Raw genomic sequence first — 15,135 nt, forward strand, 5'->3', positions numbered from 1 at the left:
AGCGACTGGGTCTGGCGGTCAACGGCGACAGGCTTACCATCTGACCAGAGGCTGATGCTCGGGCGCGGAGGGTGCAGGGCCGGCATTGAGAGGCAAGGCAAAACAGCAAAAGCCCCGCCGAGAAACAGGCGGGGCACAGAAGACGAGGGGCTTTACCTCTGAAGGCGCAGCTGACGCTGCAGGGCAGTCTCCTCGGGGAAGATGACCAGGCCTTTCTGGGCCTTAAAGGTCGGGCTGTACTGGGGCTTCTTGGCGGCGCTCAGGCCCTGCAAGCCGTTCAGGTTCTCGTACCATTTATAGCCCTGCACGGCGACCCCTGCCTGCTGGGCGGCCCCCAGCACGGCGCGGTAGCCCTGGTGCGCCAGTTGTGCGGCCCCCAGGTAGTCCAGGGCGTCGTATTTCGCCTTGGCCTGGGTAAACAGGGTGTCGGCGTTCAGGGCGGCGCTGCTCACGCCACTGACTTTCTGGGCACGGCGGGTCAGCTCCAGAATGGCGTTGGTGTTGTTCAGGTAGGCGGCCGTCAGGTAGCGGTACTGGCTGTCCAGGTTGAACTGCCCGAAGGTCCGCGACAGGTCGTTGTAGGACATGATGGTGGCGCTCTGGTCGCCGCCGTTGACGAAGAAGAAGTCGCCGCTGGGCCCGTAGGACAGGTTCTGCTCGCTGTCGTAGCCGTCGTGGGGGTGAGACAGGCTGAGGTGGTGGCCTGCTTCGTGCACCGAGGTATCGGTGAAGCCGTAGCCAGCGTCAATCAGGTCGGGGGTCAGGAAGGAATAGACGAAGCTCTGGGTACCCGTCTCGCCGTCATCGTAGGCGATGCCTAGCAGTCCGCCCTGGCTGTTCTGGTCGTCGTTGAACAGGTAAACGGGCAGGCGGTAACGGTTCTGCGGCGTGGTCTTATAGGCCTCGCGCAGCTCCTTGACCCCAAACTGGAACAGCGCTTCGCCGCTGAAGTCAAAGTAGTTGGGCGAGCAGACGTCCTCGACTTCCACGGGGAAGAAGCACTTGTACACGTCGGCCAGATTGCCGTCCAGTGGCGTTTCCTTGACCGTGGTGCTGAACTTGGTAAAAGGCTGGAGGGGCGCGATGCGCTCCTGCATCAGCTGAGGCTTGAGGAGGTCCGCCGAGGCGGTCGCGCCTGCACCCTGCTCCACATGCAAGTCCAGCTCAATCTCTTCGGGCATCTGGGGAGGGGTCAGCGCCGCGCGGTAGATAGGGCTGGGGGTAAACAGCAGGTTAATGGCGGTATAGCGGGCCACCAGGGCCAGGTCAGGGCTGACCTTACGCCCGGCGCCTATGCTGGCCTTACGGGTGCCGTATTCCCAGATGGGTGGCATGCGGTAGTCAGCAGCACCGTCCCCATCGGTATCCGGGTTGGTCACATCAAAGGCCCGTGTCCATGGGTCGGGGTTGGCCGACAGGTCGTAAAACCACACGCGCTGTGCCGCGCTGCCGGTGCGGGTGCTGCCGCCCCAGGCAATCAGGCGGCGGCTACCGCGTGCGCCAAAGGTCGTGTTGGTGTCGGTATCGGCCGCCAGAGCACGGGTGTAGCTGTGGAACTTGAAGTCGGGACGGTCAAACCAGTTGACGAAGTAGATCGTGTGCTCGCCTGGCTTGACGCCCACGCGGCTCACGTTGTCGGCCAGCCAGTTTTCCGTGGCCAGCGCGTCGACCTCAAAGTTGCCTGTTACAGGCCGGTTGATGTTGCCGGCTGGTGTGGTGCAGGTGGGGTTCTCAACATTCGGGTCGGTCTGGCAGTTATAGCTGCGTTGCTGAACGGTCAGGGGGTTTTCCTTGCCGCTGGCCAGCATGAATTTGAAGAAATCGTCCTCAAATGCTTGGTTGGCAAACACATAGTTGTAGTCGAAGTCAAAGGTGTTGCCCGTCATTTCCATGCGGCCGTAAGAACTGGGAATGCGGTTCACGGCGTCATAGGTCTTGGGCAAGGTCTGCGCGAAATCCTGCGTGCTGATTTGACGCGCCGTCGTCACTTGACCGGGAAGGGTCTGACGGTACCCCACAAACACGATGTTGACCTTGAGTTTGGTACGAACCGTGTCCTCTTTGCCGGGAACAAGCGTCTTTAAGCCCACGAAATCTGTCTGCGGAGCAGGGGTTGGGGTGGGTGGCGTTGGCGTAGGCAGTGAAACGGAATCGTTACAGGCAGAGAGTAGGGCAGCGCCCAGCAGGGCAGCGGTCAGCAGGGATTTACGCATGGGACTCCTCTGAGATGGCCAGAACTGGCCGGGTAGACGGTAGCAGCGCGTGTCTCGGTCAGTCGGAGGGTCGAAGACCCGGACGCCGCTCACAGAACTTTCTGACGCCTCACATCCTAGCGCCTGGACGGGTGACTTGACCACGCGCCGGGGCGCCCCTTACCCTGGGCAGCGACTCCCACGCTGGAGCCACCCACTTCAGAGCGCCCGAGAGACCTGGCTCGTTGACGGCGCGGCAACCGGACTTCATCTCGTCACGGTGCCAAGGCCAGCCTGCCTGCGGCTCAACGATGACCGCGCGGCCGGAGCAAGAGGGAAGGTCTCGCGGATGACATGTTCAGCGCCCCTTCTCATGGTTTCAGAGCAGGGGCGCGCCTCTTTGTGCAGGCGCCCCCCCGGTGTCCCCGTAGGAGGCGCGCCATGGCGCACAGATTTGAGACGTTGCAGGTTCATGCCGGGCAGAAGCCCGACCCTACCACCGGCGCGCAGCAGGTGCCGATTTACCCCACCAACAGCTACGTGTTCCAGTCGCCCGAACACGCCGCCGACCTGTTTGGCCTGCGGGCCTTTGGCAACATCTACAGCCGCATCATGAACCCCACGAACGCCGTGTTCGAGGAGCGGCTGGCCGCCCTGGAAGGTGGGGTCGGCGCCCTGGCTGTGGCGAGCGGGCACGCCGCCCAGTTTCTGGCCATCACGAACGTCGCCCAGGCTGGGGACAACATCGTCTCCACGCCCAACCTTTACGGCGGCACTGTCAATCAGTTCCGCGTGACGCTGGCGCGGCTGGGGATTGAGGTGCGCTTTACGGGCCGTGACGAGCGCCCCGAGGACTTCACCGCCCTGATTGATGACAAGACCCGCGCCGTGTACCTCGAAACCATCGGCAACCCGGCGCTGAACATTCCCGATTTCGAGGCGATTGCCGCCGCCGCCCACGCGCATGGCGTAGCCGTAATCGTGGATAACACCTTTGGTGCGGGTGGGTACTACTGCCAGCCGCTCAAGCACGGCGCCAACGTGGTGCTGCATTCGGCCAGCAAGTGGATTGGCGGGCACGGCAACGGGATTGGCGGCGTCATCGTGGACGGCGGCAATTTTGACTGGGGAAATGGCCGCTACCCCCTGTTCACCGAGCCCAGCCCCAGCTACCACGGCCTGAACTTCTGGGAGACCTTCGGCACCGGCAACGCCCTGGGGCTGCCGAACGTGGCCTTTATCATCCGCGCGCGCACCGAGGGGCTGCGGGACCTGGGACCGACCCTGGCCCCGCAGCAGGCGTGGCAGTTCCTGCAGGGCCTGGAGACCCTGAGCCTGCGCGCTGAGCGCCACGCCCAGAACGCCCAGGCGCTGGCCGTCTGGCTGGCCGCGCACCCGGACGTGAGCCGCGTGACCTACCCTGGACTGAGCAACCACCCGCACTACGACCGCGCCCAGCATTACCTGCCGCGCGGGGGCGGCGCGGTGCTGACCTTTGAACTGCGGGGCGGGCGCGCTGCGGGCGAGGCGTTTATCCGCTCGGTGGCGCTGGCGCAGCATGTGGCCAATGTGGGTGACACCCGCACGCTGGTCATTCACCCGGCGAGCACCACCCACAGCCAGCTGGATGAGGTCTCGCAGGGCCGCGCGGGCGTCACGCCAGGGCTGGTGCGCGTGTCGGTCGGCACCGAGCATATCGAGGACATCCGCGAGGACTTTGCCCAGGCGCTGGCCGCCGCCCTGGTCGAAGGGGACGCGGCAGAAGCCAGCGCGAGCGAGGAGGCGTGACCGCCCTGAGTCATCCTGTCCCCCCGCCGCTGCCGCTGCCGGCCCTTGACGACAGCCCCGAGCGATGTCTGCCTGCCGAGCAGCCCGTCTCTCCCCGCCGGCAGGTGGCGCGGCTGTTCCGACAGGCGCCGCTGCTGCTGGACTGCGGTCTGCCGGTCAGTGACGTGCGCCTGGCCTACCATACCTACGGCACGCCGGGCGAAACGGCGACGCTGGTGCTGCACGCCCTGACCGGCAACAGCGCCGTGCATGAGTGGTGGCCCGAGTTTCTGGGTGAGGGGCGGCCCCTGGACCCCACGCGCGACTTCATCGTGTGTGCCAACGTGCTGGGCGGCTGTGCAGGCAGTAGTGGTCCCGGCGACCTGCCGGGACTAGGCGCAGGCGACGCGCCGCTGACCCTGCGCGATATGGCGCGGGCCGGGCGCGCGCTGCTGGAACACCTGGGGGTACGCCGCGTGCGCGTGGTGGGCGGCAGCATGGGCGGCATGCTGGCCTACGCCTGGCTGCTGGAATGCCCGGACCTGGTGCAGAGCGCCGTCATTATTGGCGCCCCGGCCCGGCATTCGCCCTGGGCGATTGGCCTGAACACGGCGGCCCGTAGCGCCATCCGCGCCGCGCCAGGGGGAGAGGGCCTCAAGGTGGCGCGTCAGATTGCCATGCTGACGTACCGCAGTCCCGAGAGTCTGGCCCAGACCCAGGCCGGACAGCGCCGGGCGGGCGTGCCTGCCATCACCACCTACCTGCACCACCAGGGTGAGAAGTTGCAGGCCCGGTTCTGCGAGCGCAGTTACGTGACCCTGACTGGCGCCATGGACGCCTTCCAGCCGGGCGACGCGGAACTGGGCACCATCCGCGCCCCGGTGCTGGTGGTGGGCATTTCCAGCGACCAGCTGTACCCCGCCGCCGAGGTGCGCGCCCATGCTGAACGGCTGCCCCGAGCCTCGTACTGGGAACTGCAGAGCGTGCACGGCCACGACGCCTTTCTGATGGACAGCCAGGAGTTGCCAGGGCGAGTGTCCGCGTTTTTGCAGGCGGGTGAGGGTGCAGGCCAGGCGTGTTAAGGCGTGGTGGCGATTTGCCAGTCAAGCACAGCAGCGGGGCCAGTCGGTTCGCCAGCCGCACGGCTGAATTGCGCGACCTCTGCGACTGCTGACGGTGTGGCGTCAGTCTGGGGACAGGCGCAGAACTGCTCAACCCGGAAGAGGCTGTCCCAGCCTCTGTCAAGACATTGCGCCGCCGGTTGGGGAGCGCGTCAGGGTCGGGCGGCCCGGTGAATCAGATCGGCGACCTGCGCGGCGGTGTGCTCCAGACGGTGGTTGCTCAGGACCCGTTCGCGGGCCTGGCGGCCCAGCTGAGCAGTCTGGACAGGTGCCTGCGCCAGTGCCCGCAGGGCCTGGGCCAGCAGTCGGGGCTGAGGCGGAACCAGCAGCCCGTCTGCCCCGTCGCGCACCAACTCGGCCTGGGCGGGAATAGCAGTGGTGACCACCGGCAGGCCCGAAGCCATCGCTTCGAGCGTCACCAGCGACTGGTTTTCGGCCAGGGTGGGTTGCAGGAGCACGTCGGCGGCCTGGTACAGCGCGGGCATGTCCCAGCGCCGCCCCAGAAACCGGACGTTGGTCAAGCGCAGGCCGCGCGTGAGCAGCCGCGCCGCTACCCCCAGCGGCGAATCCATATCGCCCACAAACACAAAGGTCAAGTCAGGGCAGTGCCGCGCCGCCAGCACGGCAGCCAGCTGATTTTTTTCCAGGGCAAAGCGGCCCGGCACCAGCACGGTAAAGGTGTCAAAGCCCAGGTGGCGCCGCAGGGCCGCGCGGGCCTCCGCGGGGGCCGGCGCGAACACGGCCGTATCCACGCCGTTGGTCACCCCAAGAACGCCGCGCAGGCGCATCCGGCGTTCCAGAAACGCCTGCCCCCAGCGCGACACGGTCACCACGGTGCCCACCCGCCGCAGGGGTCGGGCCTTGGTAACCGCGTAAATCAGCTGGAACAGTACCTTTAGCCCCAGCGGATAGTGATAGTCCAGCTGGTCATGCACCACCGTCAGATAGGGCGTCGCCAAGTTGGCCTGGGCGGCGGCGTAGGTGTGCGGTGTCCAGGCCTGAAGCAGCCGCAGGTCAAAGGAGGCGGTGGCTGGGCCCAGCGTACCAACGCCGTCATGCCGCGTGACCTCCAGCCCCCGCTCTGCACATCGCCGCGCCAGTTCGTCCATCGCCGCGCCCTGCGGCAGAAAGACGCTGGCCTGAATGCCCTGTTCACGCAGCAGGGGCAGCACGTCTAGGAGCCAGATTTCGCTGCCGGCCACGCGCGGGGCGTCGGTCAGGACGGCCAGCCGCAGGGGGGTGTGGCGGGGGCCGGTCATTCCACCGGCTCGCCGCGCTGCAACTTCACGGCGCGCACGAGGTTCTGGTACATCAGGGCGCTGGTCAGCGGCCCCACGCCGCCCGGCACAGGGGTCTGGGCCTGCACCGGCAGCCCGGCCTCGGCGTCGCCCACTACGCCCTGCGGCTGCACGTTGATGCCCGCGTCAATAATGACGTGATGAGGCTGCACATGCTCGGGGCGCAGCAGCCCCGCGCGGCCCACCGCCACCACCACGGCGTCTTGGTTGTCTAGCACCGCGCGCAGGTCGCGGGTGTGTTCGTTGCAGAGGGTGACGGTCACGCCCCGGTTGTTCAGCATGAACGTCAAAGGCCGGCCGACGGTGCGCCCTGGGCCCACGACCGCCACCCGCCGCCCGCGCAGATCGTCGCCCAGCGCCGAGCGCAGCAGAAAGCGGACCGAGCGCGGCGTGGGGGGCAGCAAAGCCTCGCTTTCGCGGCCCGCCGCAATCAGGGCGAGGTTGGCAGGACTCAGGCCCTCAATGTCTTTCTGGGGCTGGAGGCGCAGCAGCGCGGCGTCGGCGTCCAGCCCCGGTGCCAGAGGCAATTCCAGCATGATGCCGTGAACGTCCCCGCTGGACGACAGCTCGTCCAGCGCGGCGTGCAGGCCGTCCTGGGTGGGCGCGTCGCCCAGGTCACGCACGGTGAAGCGCACCCCCAGCCGTTCGGCCTGCCGAGCCTTGCTATCCACGTACACCCGCGAGGCTGGGTCGCCTGAGGCCAGCACGCTGACCAGATGAGGCTGAAACGGCCAGGCGCGCAGCGCGGCGCGCACATCGGCCGTGACGTCGGCGGCCAGGGCTTTGCCCGGCAGGGCGCGGGGGGTAGGAGCAGAGGCGTCGGGTGTGGGCATGGCAGGTCTCGGTGGTCAAGTGTAGTACGGATTCCGAAGCCGTCTGGAGCGGGGAGGCCGGGTGCTGGGTCAAGTGACGCGGGCACAGGGTGCGCCGTGTACACTCTGGGCAGAAAAAAGCGCACAACCACACTACCGCCTCCGGATGCATCCCCAGGGGGAGGATAGCGTGAAGTCGTTCACAGCGGCTTCTGGCTGGACAGAATATCGTCTACAACGATGTCAAGTCCCGCCCCCCGTCCCGCCCGCGCCCGCAGCGCTGAAGAAAAGCATCAGCGCCGCGACGATATCCTGCGCGCCGCCGAACGCCTCTGGACCAGCACCTCCTACGCCGAACTCAGCATGAACCAGGTGGCGCGGGAAGCGCAGCTGGCCAAGGGCACGCTCTACCTGTACTTTGACACCAAGGAAGAACTGTTTCTGGCGCTGCTGTCCGAGCATCTGCACCGCTGGATTGCGGCCACCGCCGCCCTGTTTACCGAGCGCCAGCCGCGCACTGCCCAGCAGGTGACCGACATCCTGCTGTACCAGGCCGAAGACCTGATTCCGCTGCGGCGCCTGCTGGTGCTGCTGGGGACCGTGCTGGAGCGCAACGTGCGCCCTGAGCTGGCCCTGGAATTCCGCCGTGACCTGGACGCGCAGCTGCGCCGCCTGGTGGGCCACATGCCTTACCCGCCGGCCACCGCCCTGCGCGTGCTGCGCCACCTGTACGCCATGACGATTGGCTGGCAGCAGTTCAGCGAGTCGCTGCCCGGCACCGACCCTGTGACGGCCCAGATCCGTACGCCCGAGCAGACCGACCTGTACAGCGAATTCGAGCTGGCCCTGCGCGCCATCATCGAGCAGCTGGCGGCGCAGGAAGCGCGCCCGGCCAACGCCAGCTAGAGTCCACCCGGCGGCGACAGGGACGGGGCCAATGGGTCCCGTCTTCTTTTTGCGTCTACCCCTTTCTAAACTTGCCGCTGGCGGCATGCCAGACCAGGCGCAGGGGCCGCGTCACGGCGGCCAGGCTCACTCTGGCGGCGGTGCAGGCGCGCGCGGCGTCGGGCGGCAGCAGCGGCAGCGCGTGCAGGTGCAGGCCGCCTGGGGCCGGCAGGTACGACACCCCCAGCGTCACCGCGCGCATGCACGGGGGCACGCTGCCGGTCAGGAATTCCTGGTCGCGCAGCAGCGGAATAACGTCGTGTTCCCCTGTCGGCGTCAGGGTGCCTCCTGGCCGCAGCCAGGCAAAGGCGCTGCGCTCCTGACAGGCGCCCTGGGCACACCACTGCCGGTTCAGGACCAGCAGCGCCTGGGTGCCGCTGCGGTAGGTGGCCGCCCGCACGGTGGTAAAGACGCTGCCGGCGCCGCTGCGGCTGTGACCGCGCCAGTCCAGAAAAGTGGCCGCCTCGTCGGTCAGGCGGCGGGCAAAGAGATTCTGCGTGGCCCCCCAGGTCAGGCCTTCGCGCTGGGCCAGCGCCAGCAGCGACCCTTCAGCCGCTGGCGGGGCAAACGTGGTCATGAAGGTGTGCAGACCGCGCAGCGGGCTCAGGGGAGAGCCGGGCGGCGCGGCCCCTTGGGCGATAGGACTCAGCTGCGCGCCACCGGTCCCCATCGCCAACACCGCCAGGAGGAGGCTGGCCCGCCACCACCCAGCGCTCTGGCGGCCTGACAGCTGCAGGCTCACGCTTCCCTCCGCATTCTCATTGATTCTCATTTTGCATCAGGGGAGCGCCTCTGCACAGGGGGGAACGGGCGGCCCTGTTCGCCCGCTATGCTGCGCCCGTGCGCGTGGTGCTGAAACTGGGAACAAGTGTGCTGACTGCCGGAACAGACCGCCTGCACCGGCCGCGGCTGGTGGACCTGATGCGGGGGCTCTCGGCGGTGCGCCAGGCCGGCCACGAGGCGGTGCTGGTGACCAGTGGCGCTGTCCTGGCCGGTTGGGAAGCCCTGGGGTTTCCGCCGCGCGACCGTACCCTGGCCGAAAAACAGCTGCTGGCCGCTGTGGGCCAGGGCCGCTTGATGCACGCCTACGCCCAACTGGCCGATCTGTACAGCGTGCCGGTGGCGCAGGTACTGCTGACCGCCGATGATTTCCGGGACCGCACCCGGTACCTAAACGCCCGCACCACCCTGAACGCCTGCCTGGCGCGCGGCGTGATGCCGGTCATCAACGAGAATGACGCGGTGGCCCTGGAGCAGCTGAAGGTGGGCGACAACGACACGCTCTCGGCGTTCGTGGCCAATCTGGTCGAGGCCGACCTGCTGGTCATCCTGACCGACGCGCCGGGGCTGTACACCGCCGACCCGCGCACCCACCCGGACGCGACCTTTATTCCGGTCGTGGAGCGCGTCACCCCCGAGGTCTGGGCGCAGGCGGGTGGGGCCGGGTCCCACCGGGGCACCGGCGGCATGCACACCAAGATTCAGGCCGCCGAGGTCGCCACCCGCGCGGGCACGCCCGTCGTAATCGCCCCCGGCGACGCCCCAGACGCTTTGAGCCGCATTGTGGCCGGGGAGGCGCTGGGGACGCGCTTTCTGGCCCACACCTCGCGGCTGGAGGCGCGCAAACGCTGGATTCTAGCTGAGGTTGCCTCAGGCAGCGTGAGGCTGGATGCGGGCGCCGCCCAGGCGGTGCGCGAACGCGGTGCCAGCCTGCTGCCCGCTGGTATTACGGCTGTCGAGGGCCGCTTTGCGCGCGGCCACACGGTCCGGGTGTTGGGGCCAGACGGCGCCGACCTGGCCCGTGGCCTGAGCCGCTACAGCTCGGGCGACCTGGCCCGCATTCAGGGCCGGCACTCGCGCGACGTAGAAGGGCTGCTGGGCTTCACCTATGGCCCCGAGGCGATTCACCGGGATGATCTGGTGCGGCTGTAGGGGAGAGGCTGTTGGGGAACGGACAGTGGCGTGGTTGAAGAGGTGTCACTCTGAACCACTCTGGGTTGGCCGAAGGGCGTGACCTCAACAGACAGCGGCAGAAATGGAATTGAGGGGGATGTGTTGACCCTCTCAATGGAACTGGCAGCCGCTGTGTGGGCGGTTGGGCAGAGAAGTAGGCCGGGGCCTCCCGTCATTTATGAGTCGAGAAGCCTCCCGGCCACGTTGGAGCACCGAACCAGCAGAAACTGGGGAGCTTCCGCCCTGACCGTCAAGCATCTTCCGCTCCACTGTGCGGCGCAGCGCCTCCCAGGTGACTGGGCCGCAGTCGCCGGCAACTGGCGTATCCCCGCGACCCTTCTTTGCGCCCCTCTATACTGCCGGGCGTGCTGGCGCTGCTCGCTTCGACGATCACTCTGACGGACCCGGCGGGGGACGCGCGCGGCGACGGCGGCTATGTGCTGCCCACCCGCCCCGCTCTCAGCTCTGAGATGCTGGACCTGCGTGCGTTTAGTGCCCAGCCGCAGGGCGAGGGCATGCGTTTTACCGTCAGCTTTAGCCAGCTGGGTAATCCCTGGAATACGCCGTCGGGGTACAGCGCGGGCGTGACCGACATTTTTGTCAAGGGCGCGCTGGGCGGGCAGCAGGTGCTGGGCGAGACCGGGCTGCGGGTGCGCGGTCAGGGCGGCTGGGCCTATCACCTCCGCGTGACCGGCAGCGGCGCCACATTGGTGCAGGCCGACAGTCAGGGCGCTCTGACCACGCTGGCTGCCCCTGGCGTTCAGGTCTCAGGCACCAGTCTGGTGATTGACGCGGCGGTGCCGGGCGGGACCTACGGCTACTGGGTCACCAACAGCGTGTACACGCCCCTGTCGCCGGGCGGCGTCCTGAAGCCCGGCACCGCCGCTGGCCCCACCTTGTTGCAGGCGGGGCGGGCCGGCGCCCCGACCCCAGTGGACGTCCTGGCCCCCAGCAGTGACACCCTGGCCTTCACAAGCGGCACCCTGGCGCCTGTGGGCGAAACCCGTGACTGGGTGAGTCTGACCCTAATGGCCCTGGGCGCGGCGGGCCTGCTGCTGACGGTGGTGGCCACGGTCATGGTGTGGCGGCGGTTGGCAGGCCGGTGACGCGCCTGCCCGCGCCCCTGCTGATTCTGGCGGCGGCGGTGCTCTGGGGCCTGCTGGGGATTCTGGGCAAGCAGGCGCAGGCGGGCGGCGTGGGGCCGCTGGAGGTGGCGTTTTGGCGCGCCCTGCTGGCCGGCGGCCTGTTTACCCTGCACGCCGGCCTGACCGGCGCGAGGTGGCCGCGTGGCCGTGACCTGCTGGTCACTGTCGGCTTTGGGGTGGCGGGGGTCAGCGTGTTTTACGGCGCCTATCAGCTGGCCGTGCAGGCGGGCGGGGCCAGCCTGGCCAGTGTGCTGCTGTACACCGCACCTGCTTTTGTGGCGCTGATGGGCTGGGCTTTTTTGCGCGAGCGCCTGGGTCGCCGGGAGCTGGGCGCCGTGGCCCTGACCCTGGGAGGGATTGCCCTGATCAGCCTGGGTGGTGGCCAGGGCGTCACGGTCAGCGGCCCGGCCCTGGCCTGGGGCCTCCTGGCTGGCTTCACTTACAGCCTGTATTACCTGTATGGCAAGGCGTTTTTTACCCGATATGAGCCGGCCGTGCTGCTGGCGGTGGCCTTGCTGGTGGGCGCCGCAGGCCTGCTGCCCTTCGTGGACTTTACGGCCAAGACAGCTCCCGTGTGGGCCAGCCTGGGCGGCATGGCGGTGTTCTGCACCTACCTGGCTTATCTGGCGTATAGCGCGGGCCTGCGGTCACTGCCGGCCACCCGCGCCAGCGTAATTGCCAGCCTGGAGCCGGTGGTGGCCGCTGGGCTGGCTGCCCTGCTGTTCGGCGAACGCCTAGCGGCCCTGGCCCTGCTGGGCGCGGCGCTGGTGATAGGGGCGGCCCTGCTCCTCAGCATCAACCCAGACGAAGCGCATCCTAGCGCGGAGTGAGAGAGGGGCCGACGAGGAAGCGCCCCTTTCCTGTTTAAGCTCGCTCTACATGCAGGGCAGGCACAGAGGGAGGTCGCTGCTTTCGGTGCCGGCCTCTTACCGTTTCTCGTCCAGGGTGAAGTCCCATTCAAATGAGCGGCCCCACGGCAGTTCGGCGTCGCTGAGGGTATAGGTGTTGCCTATGCGCAGAGGGAAGAATCCCTGCGCCGCTTCCTGCAAGGCGGCCTGTCCACGCGGGGTACTGAGTTCAGCCTCGGGAACCAGTTGGCGCAGGCGGGCACGCACCTGGGCAGAGTAAATCACGTCGTTGGCAAATTCGCGGGCCAGCAGGGCGTCTTGCCGCAGCGGGTCGGCGCCGCGCAGACTCAGCTTGGCGTGGGCCAGGGCGGTGCCCAGGTTGTTGCCGGGGGTGCCCCAGGCGGCCAGCGCGCGCAGATTGGCGTGCTGGCGCAGGGTGCGCAGATCGCTCCAGAAGCGGGTGTTGCCCAGGTTGACCTGCGCCACGTCTGCCACGGCCACCGGCCCGGCGCGCAGCAGGGCACTCACCCGCAGTGTCGCCCGCCGTGAGTCACCGCCGTTGTAAACATAGAGGGTCAGGTCGGCCGCGCCCGGCACCACCGCAAAGCCGCTGCCCTGAGCGTGGTTGAGCGCACTCTGGGTCAGAGGAATGCCCTCGTACTTCATCACGGCCTCAGCGGCCTTGGGGTCGCTGTATTCCAGGCGCACCGTCGCGGATTCAGGGGCCAGGGCGTAGGCGGTCAGCATGGACAGCACTTCGTCGGCACCGGGGTACACGCGCACGTTCGCCGGCGCCTGGGCGGCCAACGCGGCGCCCTCCTTCGGGGCGGGGCTGCCGGGTAGGGCGTCGTCCCAGGTGACGTGGAGTTCCTTGAAACGGCCTTCTCGCGCCCAGTCCATTACGGCGCGCACCACTTCCAGGTTGCGGGCGCGGTTGGTGGCGTCCGGCTCGCGCGGCAGCGTGACAAAGGCGTAGACCGGCTGGCCCGTGCGCTCGGTCCAGGTGCGCAGCGGGTCCAGGCGGGTCAGCGCGTCCGGCGCGCTCAGCGGGCTGGTGCGCGACTGGACCAGCCCGCCGTAGGCAAGGGCGTCCAGCGACACCACCAGGGGGCCGGTGGTCGGCTGGGCCGCTAGCCAGGCGGTCAAGGCCGCTGGGTTGGCGCCTATGGTGGCGGTGCCTAGCAAGGCGGCCGGGGGCACCAGGGCCGTCCCGCCGCGGAGCCCGGCAATCAGGGCGGGCAGCACCCGCGTGGCGGGGCGGGAATCCAGGGGCAGCAGCGTCTGCGCGCTCGCTGAGGCGGCGCACAGCAGGGCCAGGAGGGCAAAGCGCATGCGGGCACCTTACGGGCCGCTGGTGAGGAAATCCCCCGAAGGGACCAGAGAGCAGTTGAGCCCTGGTCCAGAGTGAGAGACTGGAGCGGTGCAACGATTGACCCCCGACACTGCTTCTGCCTTGTTGGAACGCCACTGGAGGTGTTACGACGGCCTGATCCAGCGCGCAGAACTGACTTACCCGGACAGCCTCTTACAGCTCATGCTGATCCTAGAAGTGCAGGACCGGGAGGCCGCTTCGGGCTGGTGTTCGCTGGTCTTAAAGTTGGAGGGTGTGAGCCTCCTGCGGGTGCAGGAGGAGCCGGGAACGAATGTGGTCCTGAGTCACGGGATTGCCCTGCTGTTCAGCGATCAACTCGTAGCTGTGGACCTGAGCCCAGTGGCCGAAGCGCCCTATACGCTGGCTGATTTTGCTCAGTCCTCGTTCGCTGTGCGCGCCCAGACCGCCTGGTTTGAGGTGCAGAGGCTGGAGTGAGCCGCTGCGAAAAGCGCCTGTCGCCTGAGACCGGTCCCCCTCGGTGCCACCTGTCCCGCCTCTAGGGGCGTAGCCTGCACCCTATGACCCCAACTGACCTGTGGCGACTGGCCTGGCGCGGCCTGACCCGGCGCCGGGTGCGCACGTTTCTGACCGCCCTGGGTATCACGGTGGCGGTGGCCAGCATGGTCATCTTTCTGTCGCTGGGCGAGGGCATCCGCAAAGTGTTTGTCACCGAATTGGGCGGCATTGGCCCGGACATCCAGGTCAGTCTGACGCCGCTGTCGCAGGGCCTGGCCATGCACCCCAACCTGCCGCAAAAGACCGTGCAGGACCTGCAGGCGCTGGCCCCGGACCTGGGTATCCAGACAGTTACGCCAGTCATCATGGCGGTGCGCGGCAGCCTGGACCCCACGCAAAGCGCCGTGCTGTACGGCTTGCCGGCCGAGAATGGCGGCATTGGCGCGGTGTTCCCCAACTCGAAGGTTGCGCAGGGCCGCACGCTGCAGGCGAGCGACAACCCGGCCGGCGCGGCGGTGGTGGGGGCCAAAGCCGCCAAGAATCTGAACCTGGGGCTGGGCAGCCGCCTGAACCTCAACCGCCGCTCCAGCGTCAAGGTGGTGGGCGTGTTGGCCCCCGAATCTGGACTGGTGGACAACTTCATTTTCCTGCCGCTGGCCACGTTGCAGGCCAGCGAGGGCGCACAGGACCGCGTGTCGCTGGTGGCCGTCAAGCTGAACAACCCGCGTGAGGCCCGCGACGTGGCCGGCCGCATCTCCGAGCGGCTGAACCTGGAGGCCGCCACGCAATCGGATTTCCTCAGTTTTGTCGAGCGGGCGCTCAGGATCAGCGACGCCGTGCGCTTCGGCATCTCGCTGATTGCGCTGGTGGTGGGCGGCTTGGCGGTGGCCAACACCGTCATGATGGGCGTGTTCGAGCGCACCCGCGAGTTCGCCACCCTGCGGGCCATCGGCGCCCGGCCGTCGTTTGTGCGCGCGCTGGTGCTGACCGAATCACTGCTGCTGTCGCTGGTGGGTGGGGTCTGCGGCGTTCTGCTGGGCTTGCTGGGCATTGCGGGCGTCAACTTGTACACGCAGGACCTCGCCGGCATTGACGCGGCGGCCCTGACCCCGCGCCTTACGCTGTTGGCGCTGGGCATTTCCTTCCTGCTGGGCCTGCTCTCGGGGCTGTTGCCCGCGCGCAGTGCCAGCCGCCTGAACATCACCGAAGCTCTGGGGAGGGTCTGA

General features: G+C 68.0%; 13 protein-coding genes and 1 riboswitch. Of the genes, 8 read left to right on the forward strand and 5 right to left on the reverse strand.

Annotated elements, in window-relative coordinates; translation table 11 throughout:
• Positions 1-152 precede the first annotated feature (152 nt).
• Positions 153-2,213, reverse strand: coding sequence for a zinc metalloprotease (locus K7W42_RS11350; RefSeq protein ID WP_224574738.1), 2,061 nt, complete (start codon positions 2,211-2,213; stop codon positions 153-155).
• Positions 2,214-2,410: 197 nt separating this feature from the next.
• A riboswitch (SAM riboswitch) is annotated at positions 2,411-2,501 on the forward strand.
• A 132-nt stretch (positions 2,502-2,633) separates the two neighbouring features.
• On the opposite strand from K7W42_RS11350, the gene K7W42_RS11355 reads away from it, so the two are divergent.
• Together K7W42_RS11355 and K7W42_RS11360 are read left to right on the forward strand one after the other, a co-directional pair.
• On the forward strand, positions 2,634-3,980 hold the full coding sequence (locus tag K7W42_RS11355; protein ID WP_224574739.1) for an O-acetylhomoserine aminocarboxypropyltransferase/cysteine synthase family protein: 1,347 nt from the start codon (positions 2,634-2,636) through the stop codon (positions 3,978-3,980).
• Positions 3,977-5,041 carry an alpha/beta fold hydrolase gene (locus K7W42_RS11360; protein ID WP_224574740.1) on the forward strand — a complete coding sequence of 355 codons (1,065 nt, stop codon included), beginning with the start codon at positions 3,977-3,979 and terminating at the stop codon, positions 5,039-5,041. Before K7W42_RS11355 ends, K7W42_RS11360 begins: the two co-directional genes overlap by 4 nt.
• Positions 5,042-5,232: 191 nt before the next feature.
• Here the strand turns inward: K7W42_RS11360 and K7W42_RS11365 are convergent, their stop codons facing one another.
• Entirely contained in the window at positions 5,233-6,339 is a 1,107-nt protein-coding gene (locus K7W42_RS11365) for a glycosyltransferase family 4 protein (protein WP_224574741.1), read from the reverse strand.
• Positions 6,336-7,211 (reverse strand): bifunctional 5,10-methylenetetrahydrofolate dehydrogenase/5,10-methenyltetrahydrofolate cyclohydrolase, encoded by an 876-nt coding sequence (locus tag K7W42_RS11370; RefSeq protein ID WP_224574742.1) that lies wholly within the window; start codon positions 7,209-7,211, stop codon positions 6,336-6,338. Before K7W42_RS11370 ends, K7W42_RS11365 begins: the two co-directional genes overlap by 4 nt.
• Before the next feature lie 219 nt (positions 7,212-7,430).
• On the opposite strand from K7W42_RS11370, the gene K7W42_RS11375 reads away from it, so the two are divergent.
• Positions 7,431-8,096, forward strand: coding sequence for a TetR/AcrR family transcriptional regulator (locus tag K7W42_RS11375; RefSeq protein ID WP_157461470.1), 666 nt, complete (start codon positions 7,431-7,433; stop codon positions 8,094-8,096).
• A gap of 55 nt (positions 8,097-8,151) precedes the next feature.
• On the opposite strand, the gene K7W42_RS11380 is transcribed toward K7W42_RS11375, so the two are convergent.
• Positions 8,152-8,877 (reverse strand): hypothetical protein, encoded by a 726-nt coding sequence (locus K7W42_RS11380; RefSeq protein ID WP_224574743.1) that lies wholly within the window; start codon positions 8,875-8,877, stop codon positions 8,152-8,154.
• 98 nt (positions 8,878-8,975) lie between these two features.
• Here K7W42_RS11380 and proB point away from each other — a divergent pair, with 98 nt between their 5' ends.
• The 3 genes from proB (at position 8,976) to K7W42_RS11395 (ending at position 12,063) form a co-directional block, all read left to right on the forward strand.
• Positions 8,976-10,067 carry a glutamate 5-kinase gene (proB, locus tag K7W42_RS11385; RefSeq protein WP_224574744.1) on the forward strand — a complete coding sequence of 364 codons (1,092 nt, stop codon included), beginning with the start codon at positions 8,976-8,978 and terminating at the stop codon, positions 10,065-10,067.
• A gap of 386 nt (positions 10,068-10,453) precedes the next feature.
• Positions 10,454-11,194 carry a glucodextranase DOMON-like domain-containing protein gene (locus K7W42_RS11390; RefSeq protein ID WP_224574745.1) on the forward strand — a complete coding sequence of 247 codons (741 nt, stop codon included), beginning with the start codon at positions 10,454-10,456 and terminating at the stop codon, positions 11,192-11,194.
• Positions 11,191-12,063, forward strand: a complete 873-nt coding sequence (locus tag K7W42_RS11395) for a DMT family transporter (RefSeq protein ID WP_224574746.1) — start codon at positions 11,191-11,193, stop codon at positions 12,061-12,063. Before K7W42_RS11390 ends, K7W42_RS11395 begins: the two co-directional genes overlap by 4 nt.
• A gap of 96 nt (positions 12,064-12,159) precedes the next feature.
• Here K7W42_RS11395 and K7W42_RS11400 read toward each other — a convergent pair whose 3' ends face one another.
• The gene (locus K7W42_RS11400; RefSeq protein WP_224574748.1) at positions 12,160-13,413 is read right to left on the reverse strand and encodes a DUF4127 family protein; all 1,254 of its coding nucleotides are present in this window, start codon (positions 13,411-13,413) and stop codon (positions 12,160-12,162) included.
• An 88-nt stretch (positions 13,414-13,501) separates the two neighbouring features.
• Between K7W42_RS11400 and K7W42_RS11405 the strand changes: the two genes are divergently transcribed.
• Together K7W42_RS11405 and K7W42_RS11410 are read left to right on the forward strand one after the other, a co-directional pair.
• Positions 13,502-13,888 (forward strand): hypothetical protein, encoded by a 387-nt coding sequence (locus K7W42_RS11405; RefSeq protein WP_224574750.1) that lies wholly within the window; start codon positions 13,502-13,504, stop codon positions 13,886-13,888.
• A gap of 83 nt (positions 13,889-13,971) precedes the next feature.
• On the forward strand, positions 13,972-15,135 hold the full coding sequence (locus K7W42_RS11410; RefSeq protein WP_224574751.1) for an ABC transporter permease: 1,164 nt from the start codon (positions 13,972-13,974) through the stop codon (positions 15,133-15,135).

The organism is Deinococcus betulae, assembly GCF_020166395.1.
GTDB lineage: Bacteria > Deinococcota > Deinococci > Deinococcales > Deinococcaceae > Deinococcus > Deinococcus betulae.

Excerpts from the sequence above, each read along its gene's own strand:
- K7W42_RS11350 (WP_224574738.1), bottom strand. The coding sequence starts at position 2,213 with ATGCGTAAATCCCTGCTGACCGCTGCCCTGCTGGGCGCTGCCCTACTC.
- K7W42_RS11355 (WP_224574739.1), top strand. The coding sequence starts at position 2,634 with ATGGCGCACAGATTTGAGACGTTGCAGGTTCATGCCGGGCAGAAGCCC.
- K7W42_RS11365 (WP_224574741.1), bottom strand. The coding sequence starts at position 6,339 with ATGACCGGCCCCCGCCACACCCCCCTGCGGCTGGCCGTCCTGACCGAC.
- K7W42_RS11370 (WP_224574742.1), bottom strand. The coding sequence starts at position 7,211 with ATGCCCACACCCGACGCCTCTGCTCCTACCCCCCGCGCCCTGCCGGGC.
- K7W42_RS11375 (WP_157461470.1), top strand. The coding sequence starts at position 7,431 with ATGTCAAGTCCCGCCCCCCGTCCCGCCCGCGCCCGCAGCGCTGAAGAA.
- K7W42_RS11400 (WP_224574748.1), bottom strand. The coding sequence starts at position 13,413 with ATGCGCTTTGCCCTCCTGGCCCTGCTGTGCGCCGCCTCAGCGAGCGCG.
- K7W42_RS11410 (WP_224574751.1), top strand. The coding sequence starts at position 13,972 with ATGACCCCAACTGACCTGTGGCGACTGGCCTGGCGCGGCCTGACCCGG.